At 49.7% G+C, this 19162-nt stretch carries 19 protein-coding genes; 12 read left to right on the top strand and 7 right to left on the bottom strand.

Annotation, left to right across the window (positions count from 1 at the left end; translation table 11 throughout):
* The first annotated feature begins 82 nt into the window (after positions 1-82).
* The 3 genes from C6Y40_RS24175 to C6Y40_RS24165 all read left to right on the top strand — a co-directional run bounded on the left by C6Y40_RS24175 (position 83) and on the right by C6Y40_RS24165 (position 5258).
* Positions 83-931 carry a substrate-binding periplasmic protein gene (locus tag C6Y40_RS24175; RefSeq protein WP_170308583.1) on the top strand — a complete coding sequence of 283 codons (849 nt, stop codon included), beginning with the start codon at positions 83-85 and terminating at the stop codon, positions 929-931.
* Positions 932-1343: 412 nt separating this feature from the next.
* Entirely contained in the window at positions 1344-3038 is a 1695-nt protein-coding gene (locus C6Y40_RS24170) for a PQQ-dependent methanol/ethanol family dehydrogenase (protein WP_240622073.1), read from the top strand.
* Between the two features lie 108 nt (positions 3039-3146).
* Positions 3147-5258: a NosR/NirI family protein gene (locus C6Y40_RS24165; protein ID WP_105936944.1), complete on the top strand. Its 2112-nt coding sequence runs from the start codon at positions 3147-3149 to the stop codon at positions 5256-5258.
* Positions 5259-5284: 26 nt separating this feature from the next.
* On the opposite strand, the gene C6Y40_RS24160 is transcribed toward C6Y40_RS24165, so the two are convergent.
* Positions 5285-6298: a cytochrome-c peroxidase gene (locus C6Y40_RS24160; protein WP_105936943.1), complete on the bottom strand. Its 1014-nt coding sequence runs from the start codon at positions 6296-6298 to the stop codon at positions 5285-5287.
* A 20-nt stretch (positions 6299-6318) separates the two neighbouring features.
* Between C6Y40_RS24160 and C6Y40_RS24665 the strand changes: the two genes are divergently transcribed.
* Positions 6319-6624 carry a hypothetical protein gene (locus tag C6Y40_RS24665; RefSeq protein ID WP_146129642.1) on the top strand — a complete coding sequence of 102 codons (306 nt, stop codon included), beginning with the start codon at positions 6319-6321 and terminating at the stop codon, positions 6622-6624.
* Here the strand turns inward: C6Y40_RS24665 and C6Y40_RS24155 are convergent.
* From C6Y40_RS24155 to C6Y40_RS24145, 3 genes are all read right to left on the bottom strand, one after another.
* Entirely contained in the window at positions 6602-7024 is a 423-nt protein-coding gene (locus C6Y40_RS24155; protein WP_105936942.1) for a GNAT family N-acetyltransferase, read from the bottom strand. The genes C6Y40_RS24665 and C6Y40_RS24155 overlap by 23 nt on opposite strands.
* A 3-nt stretch (positions 7025-7027) precedes the next feature.
* Positions 7028-7315: a peptidylprolyl isomerase gene (locus C6Y40_RS24150; RefSeq protein ID WP_105936941.1), complete on the bottom strand. Its 288-nt coding sequence runs from the start codon at positions 7313-7315 to the stop codon at positions 7028-7030.
* An 89-nt stretch (positions 7316-7404) separates the two neighbouring features.
* Positions 7405-8004 (bottom strand): pentapeptide repeat-containing protein, encoded by a 600-nt coding sequence (locus tag C6Y40_RS24145; RefSeq protein ID WP_105936940.1) that lies wholly within the window; start codon positions 8002-8004, stop codon positions 7405-7407.
* A gap of 198 nt (positions 8005-8202) precedes the next feature.
* Between C6Y40_RS24145 and C6Y40_RS24140 the strand changes: the two genes are divergently transcribed.
* Both C6Y40_RS24140 and C6Y40_RS24135 read left to right on the top strand, forming a co-directional pair.
* A complete protein-coding gene (locus C6Y40_RS24140) occupies positions 8203-8646 on the top strand; it encodes a DUF2721 domain-containing protein (RefSeq protein WP_105936939.1) in 444 nt (147 codons plus the stop codon).
* Positions 8647-8668: 22 nt separating this feature from the next.
* On the top strand, positions 8669-10381 hold the full coding sequence (locus C6Y40_RS24135) for a GGDEF domain-containing protein (RefSeq protein ID WP_105936938.1): 1713 nt from the start codon (positions 8669-8671) through the stop codon (positions 10379-10381).
* Here C6Y40_RS24135 and C6Y40_RS24130 read toward each other — a convergent pair.
* Genes C6Y40_RS24130 through C6Y40_RS24120 form a run of 3 tightly spaced genes read right to left on the bottom strand, consistent with a single transcriptional unit; the run spans position 10378 to position 12990 of the window.
* A complete protein-coding gene (locus C6Y40_RS24130; RefSeq protein WP_105936937.1) occupies positions 10378-10995 on the bottom strand; it encodes a flavin reductase family protein in 618 nt (205 codons plus the stop codon). The genes C6Y40_RS24135 and C6Y40_RS24130 overlap by 4 nt on opposite strands.
* Before the next feature lie 13 nt (positions 10996-11008).
* On the bottom strand, positions 11009-11956 hold the full coding sequence (locus C6Y40_RS24125) for a hypothetical protein (protein ID WP_105936936.1): 948 nt from the start codon (positions 11954-11956) through the stop codon (positions 11009-11011).
* Positions 11956-12990 carry a 5'-methylthioadenosine/S-adenosylhomocysteine nucleosidase family protein gene (locus tag C6Y40_RS24120; RefSeq protein WP_105936935.1) on the bottom strand — a complete coding sequence of 345 codons (1035 nt, stop codon included), beginning with the start codon at positions 12988-12990 and terminating at the stop codon, positions 11956-11958. The genes C6Y40_RS24125 and C6Y40_RS24120 overlap by 1 nt, the downstream gene beginning before the upstream one ends.
* 251 nt (positions 12991-13241) lie before the next feature.
* Between C6Y40_RS24120 and C6Y40_RS24115 the strand changes: the two genes are divergently transcribed.
* The 6 genes from C6Y40_RS24115 to C6Y40_RS24090 all read left to right on the top strand — a co-directional run bounded on the left by C6Y40_RS24115 (position 13242) and on the right by C6Y40_RS24090 (position 18923).
* The gene (locus C6Y40_RS24115; RefSeq protein WP_105936934.1) at positions 13242-13685 is read left to right on the top strand and encodes an Hsp20 family protein; all 444 of its coding nucleotides are present in this window, start codon (positions 13242-13244) and stop codon (positions 13683-13685) included.
* Between the two features lie 192 nt (positions 13686-13877).
* Entirely contained in the window at positions 13878-14183 is a 306-nt protein-coding gene (locus C6Y40_RS24110) for a c-type cytochrome (protein ID WP_105936933.1), read from the top strand.
* A gap of 135 nt (positions 14184-14318) precedes the next feature.
* Positions 14319-15374: a DNA topoisomerase IB gene (locus tag C6Y40_RS24105; protein ID WP_105936932.1), complete on the top strand. Its 1056-nt coding sequence runs from the start codon at positions 14319-14321 to the stop codon at positions 15372-15374.
* Between the two features lie 305 nt (positions 15375-15679).
* On the top strand, positions 15680-16864 hold the full coding sequence (locus tag C6Y40_RS24100; RefSeq protein WP_105936931.1) for a pyridoxal phosphate-dependent aminotransferase: 1185 nt from the start codon (positions 15680-15682) through the stop codon (positions 16862-16864).
* Positions 16865-16986: 122 nt separating this feature from the next.
* Positions 16987-17391, top strand: a complete 405-nt coding sequence (locus C6Y40_RS24095) for a GFA family protein (protein ID WP_105936930.1) — start codon at positions 16987-16989, stop codon at positions 17389-17391.
* Positions 17392-17471: 80 nt separating this feature from the next.
* A complete protein-coding gene (locus tag C6Y40_RS24090; protein WP_105936929.1) occupies positions 17472-18923 on the top strand; it encodes an NAD-dependent succinate-semialdehyde dehydrogenase in 1452 nt (483 codons plus the stop codon).
* Positions 18924-19162 lie beyond the last annotated feature (239 nt).

Below are 19162 nucleotides of genomic sequence, written 5' to 3'. Positions count from 1 at the left end.
TACCTGATCAAGACATAGTTAAGGGGCAGTAATGGTAGTAAGAGTTGTTCTTCTGATTTGTAGTTTAATAGCCACGTCTGTTATGGCTAAAAGTTATGAGGATATTCTTGAGCAAGGCCAGATAACCATTGCTGTCTACAACAACTTCCCCCCGTACTCCTATCTCAAGGACGGCGAACCTGCCGGTGTAGATATTGAGGTAGGTAAACGCATAGCGGCGGGACTGGGCGTTGATCTGGAGTGGATGTGGATCAACGCTGACGAAAACCTCGAGGATGACCTGCGCAACGCGATCTGGAAAGGGCATATCATTACCCGCCAGAAAGCCGACTTAATGCTCCGGGTGCCTTACGATCGTAAATTTGCCTACGCCATTGACGGTTACGGCTTGCCCAAGAATGACCTGGTAGTGATGTTCGGCCCCTATCAACAGGAAAGCTGGGCACTATTGCGTGACCACGAAAAAACCAATGATATTCGCACCCTGGCCATATTCCAGTACGAACCGGTTGCCGTAGAGCTTGATTCATTACCCAGCTTCTTCCTCGGTGCCACTATTGGTGGCCGCCTGCGTGACAAGCTGGTTCATGTGGACTCGGTTTTTGACGGCATCAAACTGCTGCAGGAAGGTAAAGTGGCTGCAGTGGCCGGAATGAAAGGTCAGTTGCAATGGGGCATGAGTACCTCGGGAGACGTTAACAAAACCGAATTTGCACCGCTTCCCGAGCAATATGACATCAGTGCTGACGGCCTGGCCGCTATGAGCATTAAGTCTTGGGATATTGGCATGGCAGTTAAGACAGATTATCGGGAGCTGGCTTATGCAATCCAGGCAATCACCGAACCGATGATTAAAAACGGCGAAATGGAAGCACTGTTTTTAGAGTACGGCCTGAGCTACGAAATCCCCGATTACCATCGCACCGAATAAGCATTACATTTTTTTTACAAGATTTCGAAAGGCCGCTATTTTTCACTTTAAAATTCGGCCTTTTTTATTATTTATCGCTCCTCTCATACACCGCCAAAGCCACGAGATATAAGCCCTTCAGCGAAGTATTACTACCAACGAACTAAAAATGATAACCCAAGGTTTAATGGTTGTTAACAAAATGATGACTGATACTAATTCTGAGGACTCTTAGGTAAGTATGGTGTTCTATACTCACCTAGTGGACGAAAACAACACTCAACAGTCGCATGCTTTTTGATGAACAAGCCGCGGACGTTGTAACAAAGGGTACCAAACCCCGTTGAAACACTGGAGAAATCTGATGAAAAGTAAAAGAGTTTCAGGCCGCTTACTCAGCTCTGCGTTCTGTTTAACCCTGTCACTAGGTGCTATGACTGGCATGGCCCAGGCCAAAGTGACAGATAAAGATATCGTCAATGACCAGGCAACCCCAGGTGACGTGGTCAGCTATGGCCTTGGTCCACGTGGACAGCGCTTTAGTCCAATCGACACAATGAACACTAGCAACGTTAAGAAGTTGAGTCCGGTTTGGGCCTTTTCTTTCGGTGGTGAGAAACAACGTGGTCAGGAATCACAGCCACTGGTTAAAGACGGCATTATGTTCGTTACCGCTTCTTACTCTCGTATCTACGCTATCGACGTAGAAACCGGTGACGAATTATGGCAATGGGAAGCTCGTTTACCAGACGGTATCATGCCTTGCTGTGACGTAATCAACCGTGGTGCTGCACTGTACGGCGATTTAGTTATCTTCGGTACCCTGGATGCAAAATTGGTTGCATTGGACCAGAAAACGGGTAAGCCAAAGTGGCGTAAAACGTTAGGCGACTATAAAGCAGGTTACTCTTTCACAGCTGCACCGATGATTGTTAAAGGTAACGTAGTTACTGGTATCTCTGGTGGTGAATTCGGTATTGTGGGTAAAGTTGAAGCCCGCGATGCAATGACCGGTGAACTGGTTTGGTCTCGTCCTACTGTTGAAGGCCACATGGGTTACCTAAACGGTAAAGAAAACGGTATTACTGGTGGTAAAGCCAACAAAACCTGGACCGGCGACCTGTGGAAAACAGGTGGTGCAGCAACATGGTTAGGCGGTACTTACGACCCTGATCAAGACCTGATCTTCATGGGTACCGGTAACCCGGCTCCTTGGAACTCTCACTTGCGTCCTGGTGATAACCTGTACAGCTCTTCGCGTCTGGCTATCGACCCTGACACTGGCAAAATCGTATGGCACTTCCAAACCACTCCACACGATGGTTGGGATTACGACGGTGTTAACGAGCTAATCGCGTTTGACTATAAAGATCGCGGAAAAACAGTTAAAGCAGCAGCTACTGCTGACCGTAACGGCTTCTTCTATGTTCTTAACCGTGAAAACGGCGACTTCATCCGTGGCTTCCCATTTGTAAGCGGTATTACCTGGGCGAAAGGTCTGGATAAAAACGGTCGTCCAATCTACGACGAGTCAAATCGCCCTGGTAACCCATCTGATAGCGAAGATGGCAAAAAAGGTAAAACTGTATTTGCCGTACCTTCTTTCTTAGGTGGTAAAAACTGGATGCCTATGGCATTTAGCCAGGACACTGGTCTGTTCTACGTACCTTCAAACGAATGGGGCATGGTCATCTGGAATGAGCCAGTTAACTACAAAAAAGGTGCTGCGTACATGGGTTCTGGTTTCACTATCAAACCTATCTACGACCACATCGGTTCACTTAAAGCCGTTGACCCTAAAACCGGTGAAATTGTTTGGGAATTCAAAAACAACGCGCCTCTGTGGGGCGGTGTGTTAGCCACTGCAGGTAACCTGGTATTTACTGGTACACCTGAAGGCTACCTGTACGGCTTCAACGCCAAAACTGGTGAAGTGGTTTACAAGTTCAATACTGGTTCAGGCATCGTTGGTTCTCCAATCACTTGGGAACAGGACGGTGAGCAATACCTGAGCATCGTATCTGGATGGGGTGGCGCCGTTCCTCTGTGGGGTGGTGAAGTTGCCAAGAAAGTTAAAGACATTAACCAGGGTGGTACTGTCTGGACGTTCAAATTGCCTCGTAGCTAAGAGGCACCGCGACAAACCGTTTTAGTCCCACCGGGTTTGTCGCGTTTTTTCTCCTCGGGGCTGGTAGTTTAGTCATCGCTACTTGCCCCACCCACTGCAGGGAGCCCAATGAAACGTTTCACATTTGTTCTCGGTATTTGGTTAGTTATCTGCTGCAGTATTTGTTCTGTCAGCCACGCCGAAGAAAGTATTACCCCGGAACGCATTCAGCAACTGTTTCCCAAAGCCACAGTGATTGGCGAAAAGCAAGCTGACTATCCCGTTTACCCCGTTTATCAGTTACAGGAACTCCTCGGTTACGCCTTTCAAAGCAACGACCTGGTAGAATTACCCGGTTTTTCCGGCGACCGCATTAACCTGCTGATTGGTATCGATGTGCAAGGCAACATTGTCGGCATCGATATTCTGCACCACCACGAACCTATTTTTTTACACGGCCTGGGGCCAGAACCCATGCTGAAATTTCTCGACCAGTACATTGGTCAGAATGTGTCTAACCGCGTCATAGTCGACAGCGCGTCTAACGACACTAACCCGAACGACAACACCGTACACGTAGACGGCGTTACTAAAGCCACCGTGTCGGTGATTGTTATGAGTGACACGGTGTTACTCTCTGCGCTACAGGTTGCCAGAAACAAGCTCACCGGCTTTGCCAGCGCGCCTGCGGCCACCGCTAAGCAGGATAACTACGAGCCCCTTACTACGGCCCAACTGCTCGAGAAAGGTTACCTTAAAGCGTGGCAGATCAGTCGCGAGACCTTTGAAAACGCACTCGGCAGCGACCTGGATGATTACCCAACTGAGACCTTTGACACCGATTTTAACGACACTTTTACAGTGTATTACGCGTACCTTAATTCACCGCTTATCGGTCGCAATCTGCTCGGTGAGGACGCCTTTAACCGTCTGCAGTCAATGCTGAAGCCCAATGAGCAGGCGTTTATGGTAATGTCGGAGGGCTACTTCAGCTACCTCGATGCCGACTTTAAGCCCGGCACGGTGCCCAGCCAGGTAAGCCTGACGCAAAATGAACTGCCCTTCGCCATGCGCGACCTTAACTTTTTTAGTTTCGAGCCACAGGCGCTGGAAGGTGATCTTGCCGCTACAGAAGATTTGCAACTGTTCGCAGTTAATACACAATCAGGCTTTAACCCCAGTGTGCCAATGCAGCTGAATCTGAATATCGAGGTGGCGAAGAACCACCTCATCAAACAACAAGCGCAGTTTTCTAGCGACTATGCGCTGCCAGAGGCCCTGTTTGATATCGCCGAAGTAGAAGTAATGGAAGAGCCGCAGCCTGCATGGGTCAGAGTATGGAAAATGCGCTGGCATACCATTACCATTTTAGTGCTCAGCCTGATTACCGTTACCGCCATCTTTGCCTTCCAGCACAAGTTGTCTGCTAACCAAGCACTATTTCGTAAGGTGCGCTGGGGCTTTATGTTTTTCACCCTGTTCTTTATTGGCTGGTATGCCCAGGGGCAACTGTCGATTGTCAACATCTACCCCATTCTGCAAAGCTTTATCAACGGCTTTGATTTGCAGGTGTACCTGATGGATCCAGTGCTGTTTATTCTGTGGTTATATGTGTTTATCAGCCTGTTTATTGTTGGCCGCGGGATTTTCTGTGGCTGGCTATGCCCCTTTGGGGCCCTGCAGGAAATGGTCGGCTGGGTTGCTAAGCGCTTCCGCATTCGCCAGTATAAAATATCCTTCTCCTTGCACCGCCGCCTGTGGTGGATTAAATACGCCATTTTAATCGGCCTGGCCGCTACGTCTTATTATTCTCTGTCGGCTGCCGAAGTGCTCTCCGAAGTAGAACCGTTTAAAACCGCCATTACCCTGCATTTTGTGCGCTACTGGCCATTTGTGCTCTACACCCTGGTATTGCTCGGGCTCGGTTTGTTTATTAATAAATTCTATTGCCGTTACGTGTGCCCGTTAGGTGCCGGACTGGCAGTACTTGGCTACTTCCATAAATTTGAATGGTTAACCCGCCGCAAGGAGTGCGGTAAGCCCTGTACCATGTGCTATCACAAGTGCGACATTAAGGCGATTACGCCTGAGGGTAAGGTAGACTATAACGAGTGTGTGCAGTGTCTGGAGTGTATTGTTTATTACAATAATGACGACTTGTGCCCGCCCCTGAAAAAGGCGAAAAAGACCAAACGAGCCAAACCTGATATCGCCGACTCGCTGGCGACAGAGGTAAAGTAGCTCCCTGAAGGGAGCTACTTTAAGCCTTACTGACCAACCTCAGCGCCGTTGTTTAAGTATTTAACCGTGATGGTATGGGTATCTTCCAGCGCCCCAAGGAAAGCCACAATTTCAGAGACTTCCTGATCGCTCAGCTTACGACCTAACTGCATCCATGCCATCTGTGCAACCGCCTCATCCAGCCCGGCTACTGCTCCATCATGAAAATAGGGCGCGGTTTTAGTGATATTACGCAGGCTTGGCACCTTGAATACATATTTATCAGCCGGGTTGTTGGTAACTGTAAAACGCCCCAGGTCATGGGTGTTTTCATAAGCGTTAATCAAGCCCATTTTCATGTACATTGAACCACCAAACAGCGCGCCATTGTGACAGGAAGCACAGCCCGACTGCACAAAGGTCTGATAGCCCTTCAGTTCAGTTTCGGTCATAGCGGTATCATCGCCGGCGAGGAACTTATCGAAGCGATCCACGGTAATCAGCGTACGCTCAAAAGCGCCAATGGCTTTAGCCACATTGTCGTAGGTAAGTGGCTCTTCTTCGTCTTTGAAAACGTCTGCAAACAGCGCTTCGTAACCTTCCTCTTTGAGGTTGCTTACCGCGGTTTTCTCATCCGGCACCGCCATTTCTACCGGATTAAGAATGGGCCCTTTCGCCTGCGCAGCGAGATCGGCAGCACGGCCATCCCAAAACTGCGCCATATGAAAACCCGCATTCCACACAGAAGGCGAATTACGCTCGCCACGAGACCCTTTCACTCCGAGTGAGGTCGCCTCGTTATCGACGCCGCCCCGACCACCATCGATGCGGTGACAGGTGTTACAAGACTGAGTACCGTCGGCTGATAACGCCGTTTCGAAGTACAGGCGTTCGCCCAAATCGATTAGTGCCGGGGTATCCAGCTCTGCACCAGGCATGGTTGCCGGGATCGGTCCGTGCATCATTTTAGCCTGAGTACGAACCGCGTTTTTATCCACCGCCATTGCTGTGGTTGTCACGCCGCCAATCATGACGGCCAGGACGAGTTTTTTAATATCCATAGTATGTGTATCCGAGAATAATGAAGAAGAAACACATACTACAAAGCAACCTTTATGCCTGTTCAATGCAAACTAAAAGCAGCTTGTATTTTTGGTTTAAAGTCACTGTTTTGGCTGATTTCAGAGCAAAAACTGCTGCTTTACCAACATTTTATTTACATCTGCATGGAAAGTTAACTGTCAATAATGGCAAGCAGCATGACAAGTTTGTCAGACTGCTTTATTGCAGCTCACTGCGTTTTTCGAGGGGCGATGGGTTTATCGATGACGATCATCAGGATAGATGCTTTATCCCTTCAGGGGTCAGCGAGTTTCAGGCCAGTTAACGCTCATCCGAACGTAGCTTACCCCTGATTTAATAAACTCTCTGCCTTCCACTGCCAGTCCGAATTTCTCATAAAACGCCGTTGCCGTTGTTAGTGCGTCGCACCAGAAGCGTCTGATATGTTGTTGTTTGAGTTGTTCTATGGCCTTTGCGAGTACCTCACTGCCAATTCCCCTGCCCTGATAATCCGGCAGCGTCGCAAACTTTCTTAACCTGGCACTATCTTCGCTGCGGTAAATCGATGCCACACAAACCAGTTTCTCCTCGGTAAAAGCGCCATAGTGGGTAGCGCTTTCATCTCCATCGACCCGGGAAAACAAAACGGGTTTATCGGGCCACAGTACCTCGTGCCTGACTGGTAACGCGTCCTGCCAGTCAATGTCGCGGATGGTTAGCGCCATGCTTTAGTCATTGCGATAAAGGGTTTTGATCAGGTGATAACCAAACTTGGTTTTTACCGGGCCATGAATGGTGAGGATGTCTTTTTTAAACACCACGTCGTCAAACTGCTTTACCATCTGGCCACGTTTGAACTCACCTAAGTCACCGCCGCGTTTGGCAGAGGGGCAAATAGAAAACTTACGGGCCAGGGCAGCAAAGTTTTTACCCTTGGCTTTTTTGAGCTGGGCTAAAAGTAGCTGCGCTTCTTTTTCGGTTCTTACCAGAATGTGTACTGCGGCGGCGGTGGCCATAAGGTGTCCTTTAATACAGGTTTACCGTCATTATACCTCTAAGCAACAGATATTTGGATAGGTAGTCTGTAACGCTGCCAGGACTTGCCCTAATCCACCAGCACGATGCCTAAAGATTCGAGTAAGTGCACCGCCTCGAAACTGGAAAACGTGGCACCCTTTATCTCGTTAGCCAGCACGTCGATGGAGCACCCTGTGGAGTTGCTAAAATCAACGCGCTCAAGGTTAGTGTGCATAAACAAACTGCGATCAAAGGTGCAGTGTGTCATCTGGCTGTCGGTAAAGTTACCTTCGCGAAAGTCTGCATCATGCACCCTGCATTCATCCATTACCAGTTCATTCAGAGTGAGGCCGTAAAAGGACGCATCATTAAGTAAGCAACGCTGAAACTTAAGCTCAAAGTCACGATAGTATTGTGGCCAGTCAGCTTTCGTCCAGTCGACGCCCACCAGTTTGCAATCCTTAAATGTCAGGCCATATAGCTGACTATTGGCCATGTCCGTCAGGCTAAGGTTACAGCGAACAAACTCACATTGGGTAAATTTACAGCCATGAAACTGGCTATCGGAAAAGTCACAATCGATAAACTCGCACTCTTCAAAGCTTGCGCCGGATAGCCGCTTTTCTATCCATAGCAGGCCTTTAAAGGTGTCTTCAAAATAGTCGCCCGCGTCGGTTAATGTATCCATATTCTTCCGTTTTCACTGTGTAGCTGCCAGCAAGCCGGCAGAGTGCTTTATCCCAGATATGGGGATGCATTATGACGGCTGCGCTACGCGAATCAAAGCCTGATTACCTTATCCACGACAACTCACCACGCGCTAAACTGCCAACCGTCTGCTTATCTGTGATATAAAAGCGAAACTGTGCGCTTGAATTAAGAAAAGATGGAAGCTCTGATCCCCTCACTGTCGACCCTGATTGAAATTGCCGTTGCCCCGGTATTTTTACTGGCTGGTATAGCCGGTTTTCTAAACGTCATGTCCGGACGTCTAGGGCGTATTACCGACCGGGTCCGTTCAGCCGAAAAAGAAATGAACAGTCAGACAGAAGCTGAGCAAAACACCCGCCTACGCCGGGAAATCATATTGTTGTGGCGCCGGGTTAAGTTGATTAACTGGTCCATCGGTTTTTGTACTGCTTCGGCGGTAATGGTGTGTGGCGTGATAATGAGTCTATTTGCCGGGGAGTTATGGCAGGTCAAACTTAATGTACTGGTTGTCACCCTTTTTATTCTGACAATGTTATTGTTAATTTCAGCACTGACGTTATTTCTTGCAGAAGTGAAACTGGCGACTGCCACCATTAGAGTCATTAGGACAATTAAGTAAACAGTACCCAACGGAGAGAGCTTTGTTGCGATTTGGTTGTTTTGTCTTTGCTGCATTGGCGCTGTTTAGCAATCAGGCTGCTGCCCAGGCTACAATTTCCCACTGTTTAGCCGCGCCTCAATTCGCCAGCCATTTAACGGTCGCGTTGGACTCTATGAATCTTAGCGAAGTAGAGGCAATCAGCAGTACTATTGCTCAACATTGCGCTAGCACCAAGTCGCCCGACATTGATGTTATTGCCGACGCGGCAACCTTGTTTACTTTCATCCATCGTCGTAGCAACAGGGATTCAGCCCAACAGTCGTTTAACCGATTACTACAAAAGGATTTCTCTCCACTGTCTCGCCAGCAACAGGCGGCTTATTACCACCTGATGGCCCTTTATTCGTTGCATACCGGCGAATACAAACAAGCTTTGTCGATTAGCCATATTATCAGCACAGAGCTTCTTCCGGCGGCTCTGAGCGCCACTGATGATATGGCGGCTATTAACCTGGCGGTTGCCGATATTCACTACGAGATAGAGTTTTATCAGTCAGTGAGGGAATTACTGCTGCCATTGCTGACGCATCCTGTTCTATACGTCCGGGTTCGCGCTGCATCGGTGTTATGGCATATTCCGCAAACGCAGCGACAGCTTGAAGACACTCTTGCCGTGCTCGGTGATTACTCAGCCCTGCCGCAAACGCTGGTAAAACTGCATGCCCTGGAAGCACTCATTCGCCAGGCGCTGGAGGAGAATAACCAACCGGCTGCTCAAGTATTGCTCGAAGAAGCATACCTTTTAGCTAAGGCGTTAGACGCAAAAGCGATGCTAATTCGTTTATATCTGCTGGAAACAGAAAACCCGCCGTCACCACATGCTACAGCACAACTGCTGGCTTTTTCTGCCAAACAGTTCAGCCTTAAAGAACAGTTGCCGGTACTTAAGCTAGAGGTCGAGCGAGCCACTGCCAGCCAGAACTGGCAACAGGCTACAGCAACACTGCAGCAGGCCGTCGCGCTGAACCAGGAGCTTGCCCGCAATAACGCGCTGGCCAGAGAGTACGCCGGTTTTCAGATGGTTAGCCAGGCCCGGGAGCTTGAGCAGGCACGCCAGCAATCACGTTTACAGGCACTGGCAGCTGAGCAGCAAAACCAGCAGCGACTCATCTATCTGCTGGCTCTGGTATCAGCCATTCTGGCATTGGCAGTACTCACCTTATTGTTTGTTAAAAAACGTAAGGCAGCCGTGCATTTTGAAAAACTCGCCAATACCGATGGCCTGACGCAGGTATTAAATCGTCGTGCGATTCAGTTGTTTGCCAAACAGGTAGCTGACCGCAGCAAACCGCTTGGCCAGCCTTTTGTGGTGGCTTTGGCTGACATCGATCACTTTAAGACAATCAATGATACTTACGGTCATGATGCCGGCGATATAGTGTTAACCGAGTTTGCCCGGCGCACCAATGCGCTGATCCGCCAGCAAGACAGACTTGGGCGCTGGGGCGGCGAGGAGTGGCTTATCATTATGACCAATACCCGCCTCGATGCAGTAGACGGGCTATTTACCCGTATGCAGGAAGAAATCCGCGAGATAAGCACCGGTGAACATAAACTTACCGTCACGTTCAGTATGGGGGCAGTAGCCGGTAACGGCGAGCAGACTGTTGAAGCGCTGGTTCAGGCCGCTGACGAACTGCTCTATCAGGCAAAACACAGTGGCCGTAACCGTTTATGCAAAGGCAGGGACTAAGGCCGTCCCATAAAGAATTTTGCCTGGGCCGACACCCCAAAATAATCACCGGGTCCGCCGGCTCGCATAATCGAATCAGCAGCCGCTGTATCGAACACGCCGTCGTTTAAATACGCTTTTTGAATATGCACCGCCACTACTTGTCCGAGCACCAGCCAGGTATCGCAAGCCTCACCGTGCATATCATTGAGTTGAATGATTTGGGTAACCTTACATTCCATTGAAGCCGGGCTGGCTGCAACATGGGGCACCTTTACCAACGTGGATGAACGCTTCTGCAAACCGGCCAGCTCGAATTCATCGACCTCAGGATCCACACCGGCACTTGAGGCATTCATTGCATCCGCCAGCTCCCGGGTTGCCAGGCTCCAGCAAAATTCACCGGTTGCCTTAATATTACACACGCTGTCTTTAAAGCCAACGCTGGCGAAGCCAATAATCGGCGGCGCACCGTTAAAGGCATTAAAGAAGCTGTATGGCGCCAGATTGGCAATCCCGCTTTGATTTTCAGAAGCAATCCAGCCTATAGGTCGCGGCGCTATAATGGCTTTAAATGGGTCATGAGGTAGCCCGTGGCCGTTACTTAACTGATAGGAATAAAACGTATCAGACATGTGTATTTCTCCTTTAGTAAACCCAGCCGTCCAGACAATTCGTTGGTTCACCCAGTGCCTTTATTTCGCTAATAATGTCGTCGATAAATGAAGCTTCATCGGGCTCATTTTGCCTGGCCTTATTAAGCCATTGCAGGGCTTGTTCAGTATTTCCCACACATGCCTGGTAGTTGCCATACCAGCGCTGGGCAACAAAGCTGCCCTGCTCCGCCGCCTCGCCAAACAAGGTGACAGCTCTTACACGGTCGGTAAAGCGCAGGCTGTCGGCCAGTTCGTATAAATCACCGGCCGTGTTGGTCTGTTGATACACATACTCCCGAAGCGCTACCGATTGCGGGTAATCTTTGGTGATCTGATTAGTAAAGGCAACCATGCTGTAGCGGTACATACCACTTTCCAGCGCCATGGCCAGACCGCGTATTTCTGCTACCGATAACTGCTGGTAACGAGCTAACTGATGAATAAATACTCTCACCAGTTGCTCTTCGTCTGGTTTATCCCTGGATATGCCCAGCAAATCGGGCAATTCGGTTAATTGCTCAACGAAGGGCTGCAACATATTTTGTAGCATCCCGGCAAACCACCGTTGAACGGCGCTCTCCTCACAGCCGCCGATATCGGTGAGGGTGCTGCTCATCAGTTGTTTTACCAGCTTCGCTTCCTGAGCAGGATCGCTAAACTGCTTACGCCACTGAAAGAAGCTCATGTTGGTTTGCATCCGCAATGCGTAATCGATTGCCGAATAAGACTGGCTGGGCATGGCAACTTTGGTATCGCACTGCTCAGCCATCGCCGCGAATAACTTATCGGTTAATGCCAGTCGACCGACAATTTCAGCGTAACTGCGCGCCAGTGCCTGCCTCTTCGTTGGGTCGCCGGTCGCATCGCTGGTTTGTGCGCGTAGCACCACCGGCGCCATTGCACAAAAACAAACCAGTAATAAGCTGATAATGCGCTGCATTAGTGAGCTGCCAGCTCGTCCATCACAGCAAATAACACATTGGCGCCTACCCGTGACACTTCTTTATCGTAAATATGCTCTACGTTAACGCCCTCCTGACCACCGGCCAGATCGCTGATGGCGCGGATAATCACCCAGTCGACTTCGTTAACCGTACACACCTGGCCAACCGCGGTGGACTCCATTTCAGTAACTTCGGCATTAAACACTTCGCGGGTCCATTTACGGTATTCACGGTTATCGAGAAATACTGAGCCGGTAACACCGTTACCACCAACGCTTAACTTCGCTTTGCGTTCACCGAGAATCATTTGTGCCGGCATTTTTGTCATGGCACTTTTTGCTGCGCTTAATAAACGGGGCGATGCTGAAAAATACGCAGTATCCTGTGGTTTATCCATGCCGTCTTTGATAATTAACACTTCGTCGGGATGCACAAAATGGAACGGCTTATAGTTTGGATAATGCGGGTCAGCCGCTTTACGAGCCGGTTGCTCGGCCATAAAGCGCGCATAATAGGCTGGTAACACTGATTTGCCGGGGTTGTTCGGATCCGGGTTCGCATACACGCTTTCGTCGTGGTAATACCAACGCTCAGGCACAATCACGTCACCGGGCTGCCACTGGGGATTCACCGCTCCGGCAATCCCCATGTACACCACCTGTTTAACCGGGAAATAATCAAACGCCATTTGCATACTCATCGCCGCATTGGCAATGCTCATACCGGTAGCAAAAATCAGAATCGGTTCATCATGATATTTACCAATGCGGTACTTAATCCCCTTGTAAGTCACCATTTGCGTAATACTGGCATTGGGATCGGCTTCGATGCGCCCCAGAATGCCTTCCATCTCCGGTGCATAAGCCACCACAACCACGGTAAAGCCTTGATCATGCTCAGCAAACTTTGGTCCGTAAGCAGTGGCAGCAGGAGACGACGTACTCTGACACGCCGTGGTAACCACCAGCAGCACAGCAACAATGACCAGGCGAACCGATTGGACCTGGCGGGTAAAAGGTCGGTAAGACATGTGATATCCCTTAAACAAAACGACTTAGATAGGTTAATACTGACCATGCTATCAGGCTTTGGCCTGAAGCAGTGAGGCCCTTTCTCGTAGGGTTTGGCAAACTGGTCGAAAAAAATTTAATTTTTGCCTTGAATAAATTTAACCCGGCCCTACTTTAGAATTGTCGGTGCTTAACAGTAAGGCCGACAACACCGCCGCCGATTATCGGGGCACTTAACTTTTAAACATATTGCTTAATAAAGGATATGACTATGCGTTCTATCGATCTATCTCCACTTTACCGTTCATTCATTGGTTCTGATCACCTTGCATCATTAGTTGATGCTGCCAGCCGTGCTGAAAAGCAAAGCACTTACCCGCCGTACAACATTGAATTACTGGCGGAAGACAAATACCGAATTACCATGGCGATTGCCGGTTTTAGCAAAGACGACATCAATATTGTTGTAGAAGACAACACCTTATCGATCACTGGCACTAAAAACAGCGACGCCGATAAACAAGAGCGGAAGTTCCTGCATAAAGGCATTTCCGAGCGCAACTTCGAGCGCAAATTCCAGCTTGGCGACCACGTTAAGGTACTCGCGGCCGACCTGGAAAACGGCTTATTACATGTTGATCTGGAAAGAGTGATCCCAGAAGCTAAAAAGCCACGTAAGATAGAAATAGGTGGGCGCTTATTCGATAGCGAATAACACCTCCCTCACCTTGTGTTTTCATGTTCGGCGCCTTCCTGGCGCCGCTTTTTTTTGGTGCACACCAGCTACTCTTAACACGCCATCGCTGCGCACATATAGCCAAAATCGCCACTGGTTATTTTACTTTTCATTTACAAGAAATGTACGATACTCAATCTTAAGCATTGTGCTTTTTTTGGAGTTAGAAAAATGAAAAAAATCGTATCACTTGGCGCTTTGGCCTTTACTCTTACGCTCGCCAACTTTTCAGTTGCTGCAGCGGACATTGAAAAAGGTAAAGCACTGTCAGGACAATGTGCCGCCTGTCATGGTCCGGCGGGGATCAGCCCCAGTCCTATGTGGCCTAACCTGGCCGGTCAGAAAGCCGCCTACCTGGAAAAGCAGTTAAAGGATTTTCGCGCTGATGTACGAAAAGATCCCATGATGGGCATGATGGCTAAACCACTATCAGATGAAGATATTGCTAATCTTGCCGCTTACTTCGCCTCACTGTAATCACTCTTAGTGGGTCACAGCAGTCTGGCTGCGACCCAACCTTCAGCCTTACTTCCCGCCTTCCCTGATAATTCTGAACCTCTTCACAGTCTGACCGTACAAGCTTAAGGACAACCATCCAGACCACAAGGACTTATGCATAACCGAACAACGCCAGTCAACGTGAAGCAATACTGCTGCGCCGTGGCCACCAACAGCGGCGAAGAAATTCACGAATGTGAGAGTTTTCATGTAACCCGGCGTAAACGCGGGCGAGGTTTTCAGTATCTGCTGACTGATAACGAAAAAGTTACCGAACAAACGTTGCTCAAGCGCTTTAAAGGTTTGGTTATTCCTCCTATGTGGCAGGATGTTCGCATTAGCTTGTGTGAACTGTCTAAGGTACAGGCTTTTGGTTACGACCAGCGTCAGCGCAAGCAATATATTTATCATCAGCAGTGGGAAGCTCAGCAGCAGGCTGAAAAGTTCGCCCGCCTGAAACTGTTTGCCCGGGTACTGCCGCAGATCCGTAAGACCTATGTGCAACACTTAAATCACGAAAAGTGGGATTTACAGCGCTCCTGCGCACTGGCAGTTATGCTGCTCGACAGAACCGGCATTCGCATTGGCAATCGCGCATATCAGCAGGAAAATGGTACGGTTGGCCTGACAACGCTCCGTCGCAAACATATGGAACAGGAAGGTGAGGAACTTGCCTTTCACTTTACCGGCAAGCATGGCAAGACCCGGCATATCGATATCAGCGACCCAACCGCCTCACAGCTAATTTGTGATAGCGCAGCCCGGCCCGGCTACCCGGTTTTACGCTACAAGCAAGGCGGACAATGGAAGGATTTGCTCAGTGACGACGTCAATGAGTACCTTCACTCACTCACCGAAATAGCTGTCTCTGCCAAGGACTTTCGTACCTGGACGGGCACCCGACTGGCGGTACAACAAGCCCATGAAGCTGCAGCGCTGGTTGCTGAACACCCGCGCCGAAAGTTTAATGCTACGCTGGTAAAACTGGTGGCAGAAACACTGGGGAATACCCCGGCGGTGTGTGAGAAATACTATATCCACCCCAAAGTACTCACCGCCCTGACCGAGCGTTTTGAGAGAAAAAGCGCCCTCCCTTATTTTGACGAAGACACCGACTGGCTGTCATCCGATCATTCTGATTGCGAACAAGCCACACTAAAACTGCTGTAAAAGGCACTTATCGCTAAACCTGAGCCACAGTGCTTTTTATCCCTGATTTTCGACAACTGAACGCTTTATGTACGTTTCATCGTCACCGGTTATTTGCCGGATTAATCACTCCTGAAACCGCAAAAACTGGTGCACCAGCTGCACTTTTTCAATTTTTTGTTCACGCCCCGTTTATCTCTTAAACCATTCAGATCACCCAACTACCTGATTTACGCCTTTAAATCGCCCTATTGCATCAACCTCAAATACCCTTTAATGTGGATACTCCGTATACTTTATATATTGAAGACAGAGTGACCTGACCTATGAAATCTGATATCCAAAACATGCCACCAGTGGATTCCTCACGCCGTAAATGGTTAAAAGCAGTTGGACTTGGAGCCGGTGCAACAGCCCTGGCCGCCTGCGTAGATTCCGGGGTTAAAGAACTCAACGCAGCGGGCATGAAGACTGAACACTTTCCGTCTGCCACGCCCAATCTGAATGATGGATTAATCAGATTATCGTCGAACGAAAATGCCTTTGGCCCGTCTGCCAAAGCGGTAGAAGCCATGCAGGGCGAACTTTATAACCTGTGCCGCTATGCCGATCCCACCACGTCAGTACTAAAAGAAAAAATTGCCAAACAAGAAGGCGTTTCGGTGGATCAAATTGTAGTGACTAATGGCTCATCCCCAATCCTGTTTGGCTATGCCGACTGGATCACACAAAATGGCGGCAAGCTGGTTACCTCTATGGCCACCTACGAAGGCGTGCCTCGTGGCGCGGAATTTATGGGTGCCGATGTGACTTACGTACCACTGGATGCCAACATGGATTTCGACCTGGACGCTATTGAAGCGGCTGTTACCGAAGATACCACTGCGGTCTATATCTGTAACCCGAATAACCCAACCGGCCGCGAGCTGGATCCTGCCAAACTGAACGCATTTGCCAAACGCGTATCGCAAAAAACTCAGGTATTCATTGATGAAGCCTATATCGAAATGTCTGCGGGATACCCTGGAAACGTGCAGTCGAGCCTGGCTGCTGAAGGTTACAATGTGGTTATTTGCCGCACCTTCTCAAAGATTCACGCCATGGCGGGTCAACGTCTTGGCTACGCCATTATGCCTGCCGAACAGGCTCAGGTTATCGGCCGTAAACTGCGTATGGGTGGGGTTAACTACCTTGGTCTGGTTGCCGGTATGGCAAGCATGGACGACCACGAAAACCTTAACACCATGCGTGAGCGCGTAGCGACCGAGCGCGCCAAGCTAACTGCCGTAGCAGAAGAGTTAGGCCGCCCTTACGCGAAAAATCCACAAGGTAACTTTATCTACGTGGATACTGGCATGCCACACGATCAATTTGCCGCAAAAATGCGCGAGCAAGGTGTCAAAGTGGTAGGCAGAACCTGGCCTGGTTATGACTCGTGGTCACGCATCAGCGTGGGGACTCCCGACGAAACTGATGCCTGTGTTAGCGCTCTGAAAACCGTTTTAGCTTAATCTTCAGGCTATACCGGCTCTGCTCCTCCAGGTCAGAGTCGGTATCACCTCCCCCGGTTATTCCCGGCCCCATTCAAAATATGCTTTAATTAGTCTTATTATTTCCCTTCACGGAGAAGCGCATGGCTATACAAGGCAGTTGTTTATGTAAAGCGGTAACCTTTACGGTAGCCGACAATTTTGACCACTTTTTTATCTGCCACTGCCAGCATTGCCAGAAAGATACCGGCTCTGCATTTGCTGCAAATTTGTTTATCAACGCAGACGCTGTTACCTGGCTCACGGGTAAAGAACATATCCGTCATTTCCAGCTTCCTTCAACCCGACACGCCAGAAGTTTTTGTACAACCTGTGGTTCTGCGCTGCCTTATGTTATGACAGACAACCTCACCGCTGTAGTGCCAGCCGGCAGCCTTAACTCGTCTCCGACTAAACAACCCGATGCGCATATTTTTACCGCCAGCCAGTGCCTGTGGGAGTCTTCACTGGCAAGTATTCGCTCGTTTGAACAGTTCCCTGAAGAATAGACAGAGTTGATCTACGCACCGACCGTTACCAGTACAAAGTAGAGGACACCTCTTATTTTTAACCAAAATGGACACAGTTTATGACCCTGAATGATATCGACATCTTTAAACAAGCCTGCCTGATCAACGGAGAATGGGTGACGACATCAGATAGCCTGGAAGTGGACAACCCGGCTACGGGAGAAGTGATAGCGACCATTCCACAGCTGGACGCTGATGCGGTTAATCAGGCTGTAACGGCAGCCAACGACGCCTTTAAGCTGTGGCGCAAAAAAACACCCGCTGAGCGTGGTGAGCTGGTTCGCAAATGGTACGAACTCATGGTGGAGCACACCGACGAGCTGGCCACTATCATGACCACGGAACAAGGCAAGCCGCTGCCCGAGGCAAAAGGCGAAATTGCCTATGCAGCCAGTTATGTTAAATGGTTTGCCGAAGAAGCCATGCGCATTAATGGTGAAATTCTGCCGGCCGGTACACCCGACACGCAAATTCGGGTGTCCCGCGATCCGGTAGGCGTGTGTGCAGCCATTACGCCGTGGAACTTCCCCGCGGCAATGATTACTCGTAAAGTGGCGCCAGCTCTGGCGGCTGGCTGTACTATCATAGTGAAACCGGCCAGCCAGACTCCACTTACGGCTCTGGCCCTGGGTGAACTGGCCATTCAGGCTGGCATTCCAAAGGGCGTTATTCAGGTAATTACCGGCAAGGCCAGTGTTATCGGCGACGCGTTGTGCGAGAACAGTATAGTACGCAAACTTACATTTACCGGATCCACCGAAATTGGCTCGCAGTTAATGAAAAAATGCGCGCCCGATGTGAAAAAGCTGTCACTGGAACTCGGTGGTAATGCTCCCTTTATCGTCTTCGAGGACGCCGATATCGACCTTGCCGTGGATGGCCTCATGAAAGGCAAGTTCCGTAACGCCGGGCAAACCTGTATATCACCCAACCGGGTCTATGTGCAGCGCAGCGTGTTAGAAGAGTTTCAAACCAAACTGGTCAAAAAAGTAGAAGCACTCAAAGTAGGTAACGGCCTCGACGATGGTGTGGATATTGGCCCACTGATTGACGCAGCCGGTGCCGACAAGGTGACCGAGCACGTGGACAACGCACTCAGCAACGGTGCAACACTGCTGACCGGAGGCAAACGCCTGCCAAACGGCGACAACTGGTATACCCCAACGGTGCTAACCAATGTGCCGCCGACGGCGCAGTGCACCTGCGAGGAAACCTTCGGCCCGCTGGTACCCATTATTCCTTTCGATACGGAAGAAGAAGTGATCGAATACGCCAACGATACGCCGTTTGGACTGGCAGCTTATTTCTTCAGCGACGACCTGCACCGTGCCCAGCGCGTGGTAGACGCCATAGAATCCGGCATGGTAGGGGTTAACACCGGTGCCATCTCGGCGGCAAACGCCCCCTTCGGTGGTGTTAAAGCCAGCGGCCTGGGCCGCGAAGGCGCCCATGCAGGAATCGAAGAATACCTGGAAATGAAATATCAGTGTTATGCAATTAAACAGGCCTGAGCCTGTTTAATTGTCCCGGAAAGTCCAAAGGACTTATCCGGGACCTCCATAACAGTCTGGCTACTCATTTACCGTCACAACACACAGGAATAGCGAGGAGATCCCGGATAGTTTCTCCGAAACTTACGGGATGACAGGTTCAAATTCCCGTCGTCCCGGAAAGTCCGAAGGGCTTGTCCGGGACCTCCATAACAGTCTGGCTACTCATTTACCGTCACAACACACAGGAATAGCGAGGA

This window comes from Marisediminitalea alba (genome assembly GCF_002993365.1).
GTDB classification, from domain to species: domain Bacteria; phylum Pseudomonadota; class Gammaproteobacteria; order Enterobacterales; family Alteromonadaceae; genus Alteromonas; species Alteromonas alba.
Note: the sequence above shows the minus strand (reverse complement) of the source record. Positions and strands in the feature narration are given on the sequence as shown.

Bases quoted from the DNA above. Each gene is read 5' to 3' on its own strand.
- C6Y40_RS24175 (WP_170308583.1), top strand. From the start codon at position 83: ATGGCTAAAAGTTATGAGGATATTCTTGAGCAAGGCCAGATAACCATT.
- C6Y40_RS24170 (WP_240622073.1), top strand. From the start codon at position 1,344: ATGACTGGCATGGCCCAGGCCAAAGTGACAGATAAAGATATCGTCAAT.
- C6Y40_RS24165 (WP_105936944.1), top strand. From the start codon at position 3,147: ATGAAACGTTTCACATTTGTTCTCGGTATTTGGTTAGTTATCTGCTGC.
- C6Y40_RS24160 (WP_105936943.1), bottom strand. From the start codon at position 6,298: ATGGATATTAAAAAACTCGTCCTGGCCGTCATGATTGGCGGCGTGACA.
- C6Y40_RS24665 (WP_146129642.1), top strand. From the start codon at position 6,319: ATGAAGAAGAAACACATACTACAAAGCAACCTTTATGCCTGTTCAATG.
- C6Y40_RS24155 (WP_105936942.1), bottom strand. From the start codon at position 7,024: ATGGCGCTAACCATCCGCGACATTGACTGGCAGGACGCGTTACCAGTC.
- C6Y40_RS24150 (WP_105936941.1), bottom strand. From the start codon at position 7,315: ATGGCCACCGCCGCCGCAGTACACATTCTGGTAAGAACCGAAAAAGAA.
- C6Y40_RS24145 (WP_105936940.1), bottom strand. From the start codon at position 8,004: ATGGATACATTAACCGACGCGGGCGACTATTTTGAAGACACCTTTAAA.
- C6Y40_RS24140 (WP_105936939.1), top strand. From the start codon at position 8,203: ATGGAAGCTCTGATCCCCTCACTGTCGACCCTGATTGAAATTGCCGTT.
- C6Y40_RS24130 (WP_105936937.1), bottom strand. From the start codon at position 10,995: ATGTCTGATACGTTTTATTCCTATCAGTTAAGTAACGGCCACGGGCTA.
- C6Y40_RS24125 (WP_105936936.1), bottom strand. From the start codon at position 11,956: ATGCAGCGCATTATCAGCTTATTACTGGTTTGTTTTTGTGCAATGGCG.
- C6Y40_RS24120 (WP_105936935.1), bottom strand. From the start codon at position 12,990: ATGTCTTACCGACCTTTTACCCGCCAGGTCCAATCGGTTCGCCTGGTC.
- C6Y40_RS24115 (WP_105936934.1), top strand. From the start codon at position 13,242: ATGCGTTCTATCGATCTATCTCCACTTTACCGTTCATTCATTGGTTCT.
- C6Y40_RS24110 (WP_105936933.1), top strand. From the start codon at position 13,878: ATGAAAAAAATCGTATCACTTGGCGCTTTGGCCTTTACTCTTACGCTC.
- C6Y40_RS24105 (WP_105936932.1), top strand. From the start codon at position 14,319: ATGCATAACCGAACAACGCCAGTCAACGTGAAGCAATACTGCTGCGCC.
- C6Y40_RS24100 (WP_105936931.1), top strand. From the start codon at position 15,680: ATGAAATCTGATATCCAAAACATGCCACCAGTGGATTCCTCACGCCGT.
- C6Y40_RS24095 (WP_105936930.1), top strand. From the start codon at position 16,987: ATGGCTATACAAGGCAGTTGTTTATGTAAAGCGGTAACCTTTACGGTA.
- C6Y40_RS24090 (WP_105936929.1), top strand. From the start codon at position 17,472: ATGACCCTGAATGATATCGACATCTTTAAACAAGCCTGCCTGATCAAC.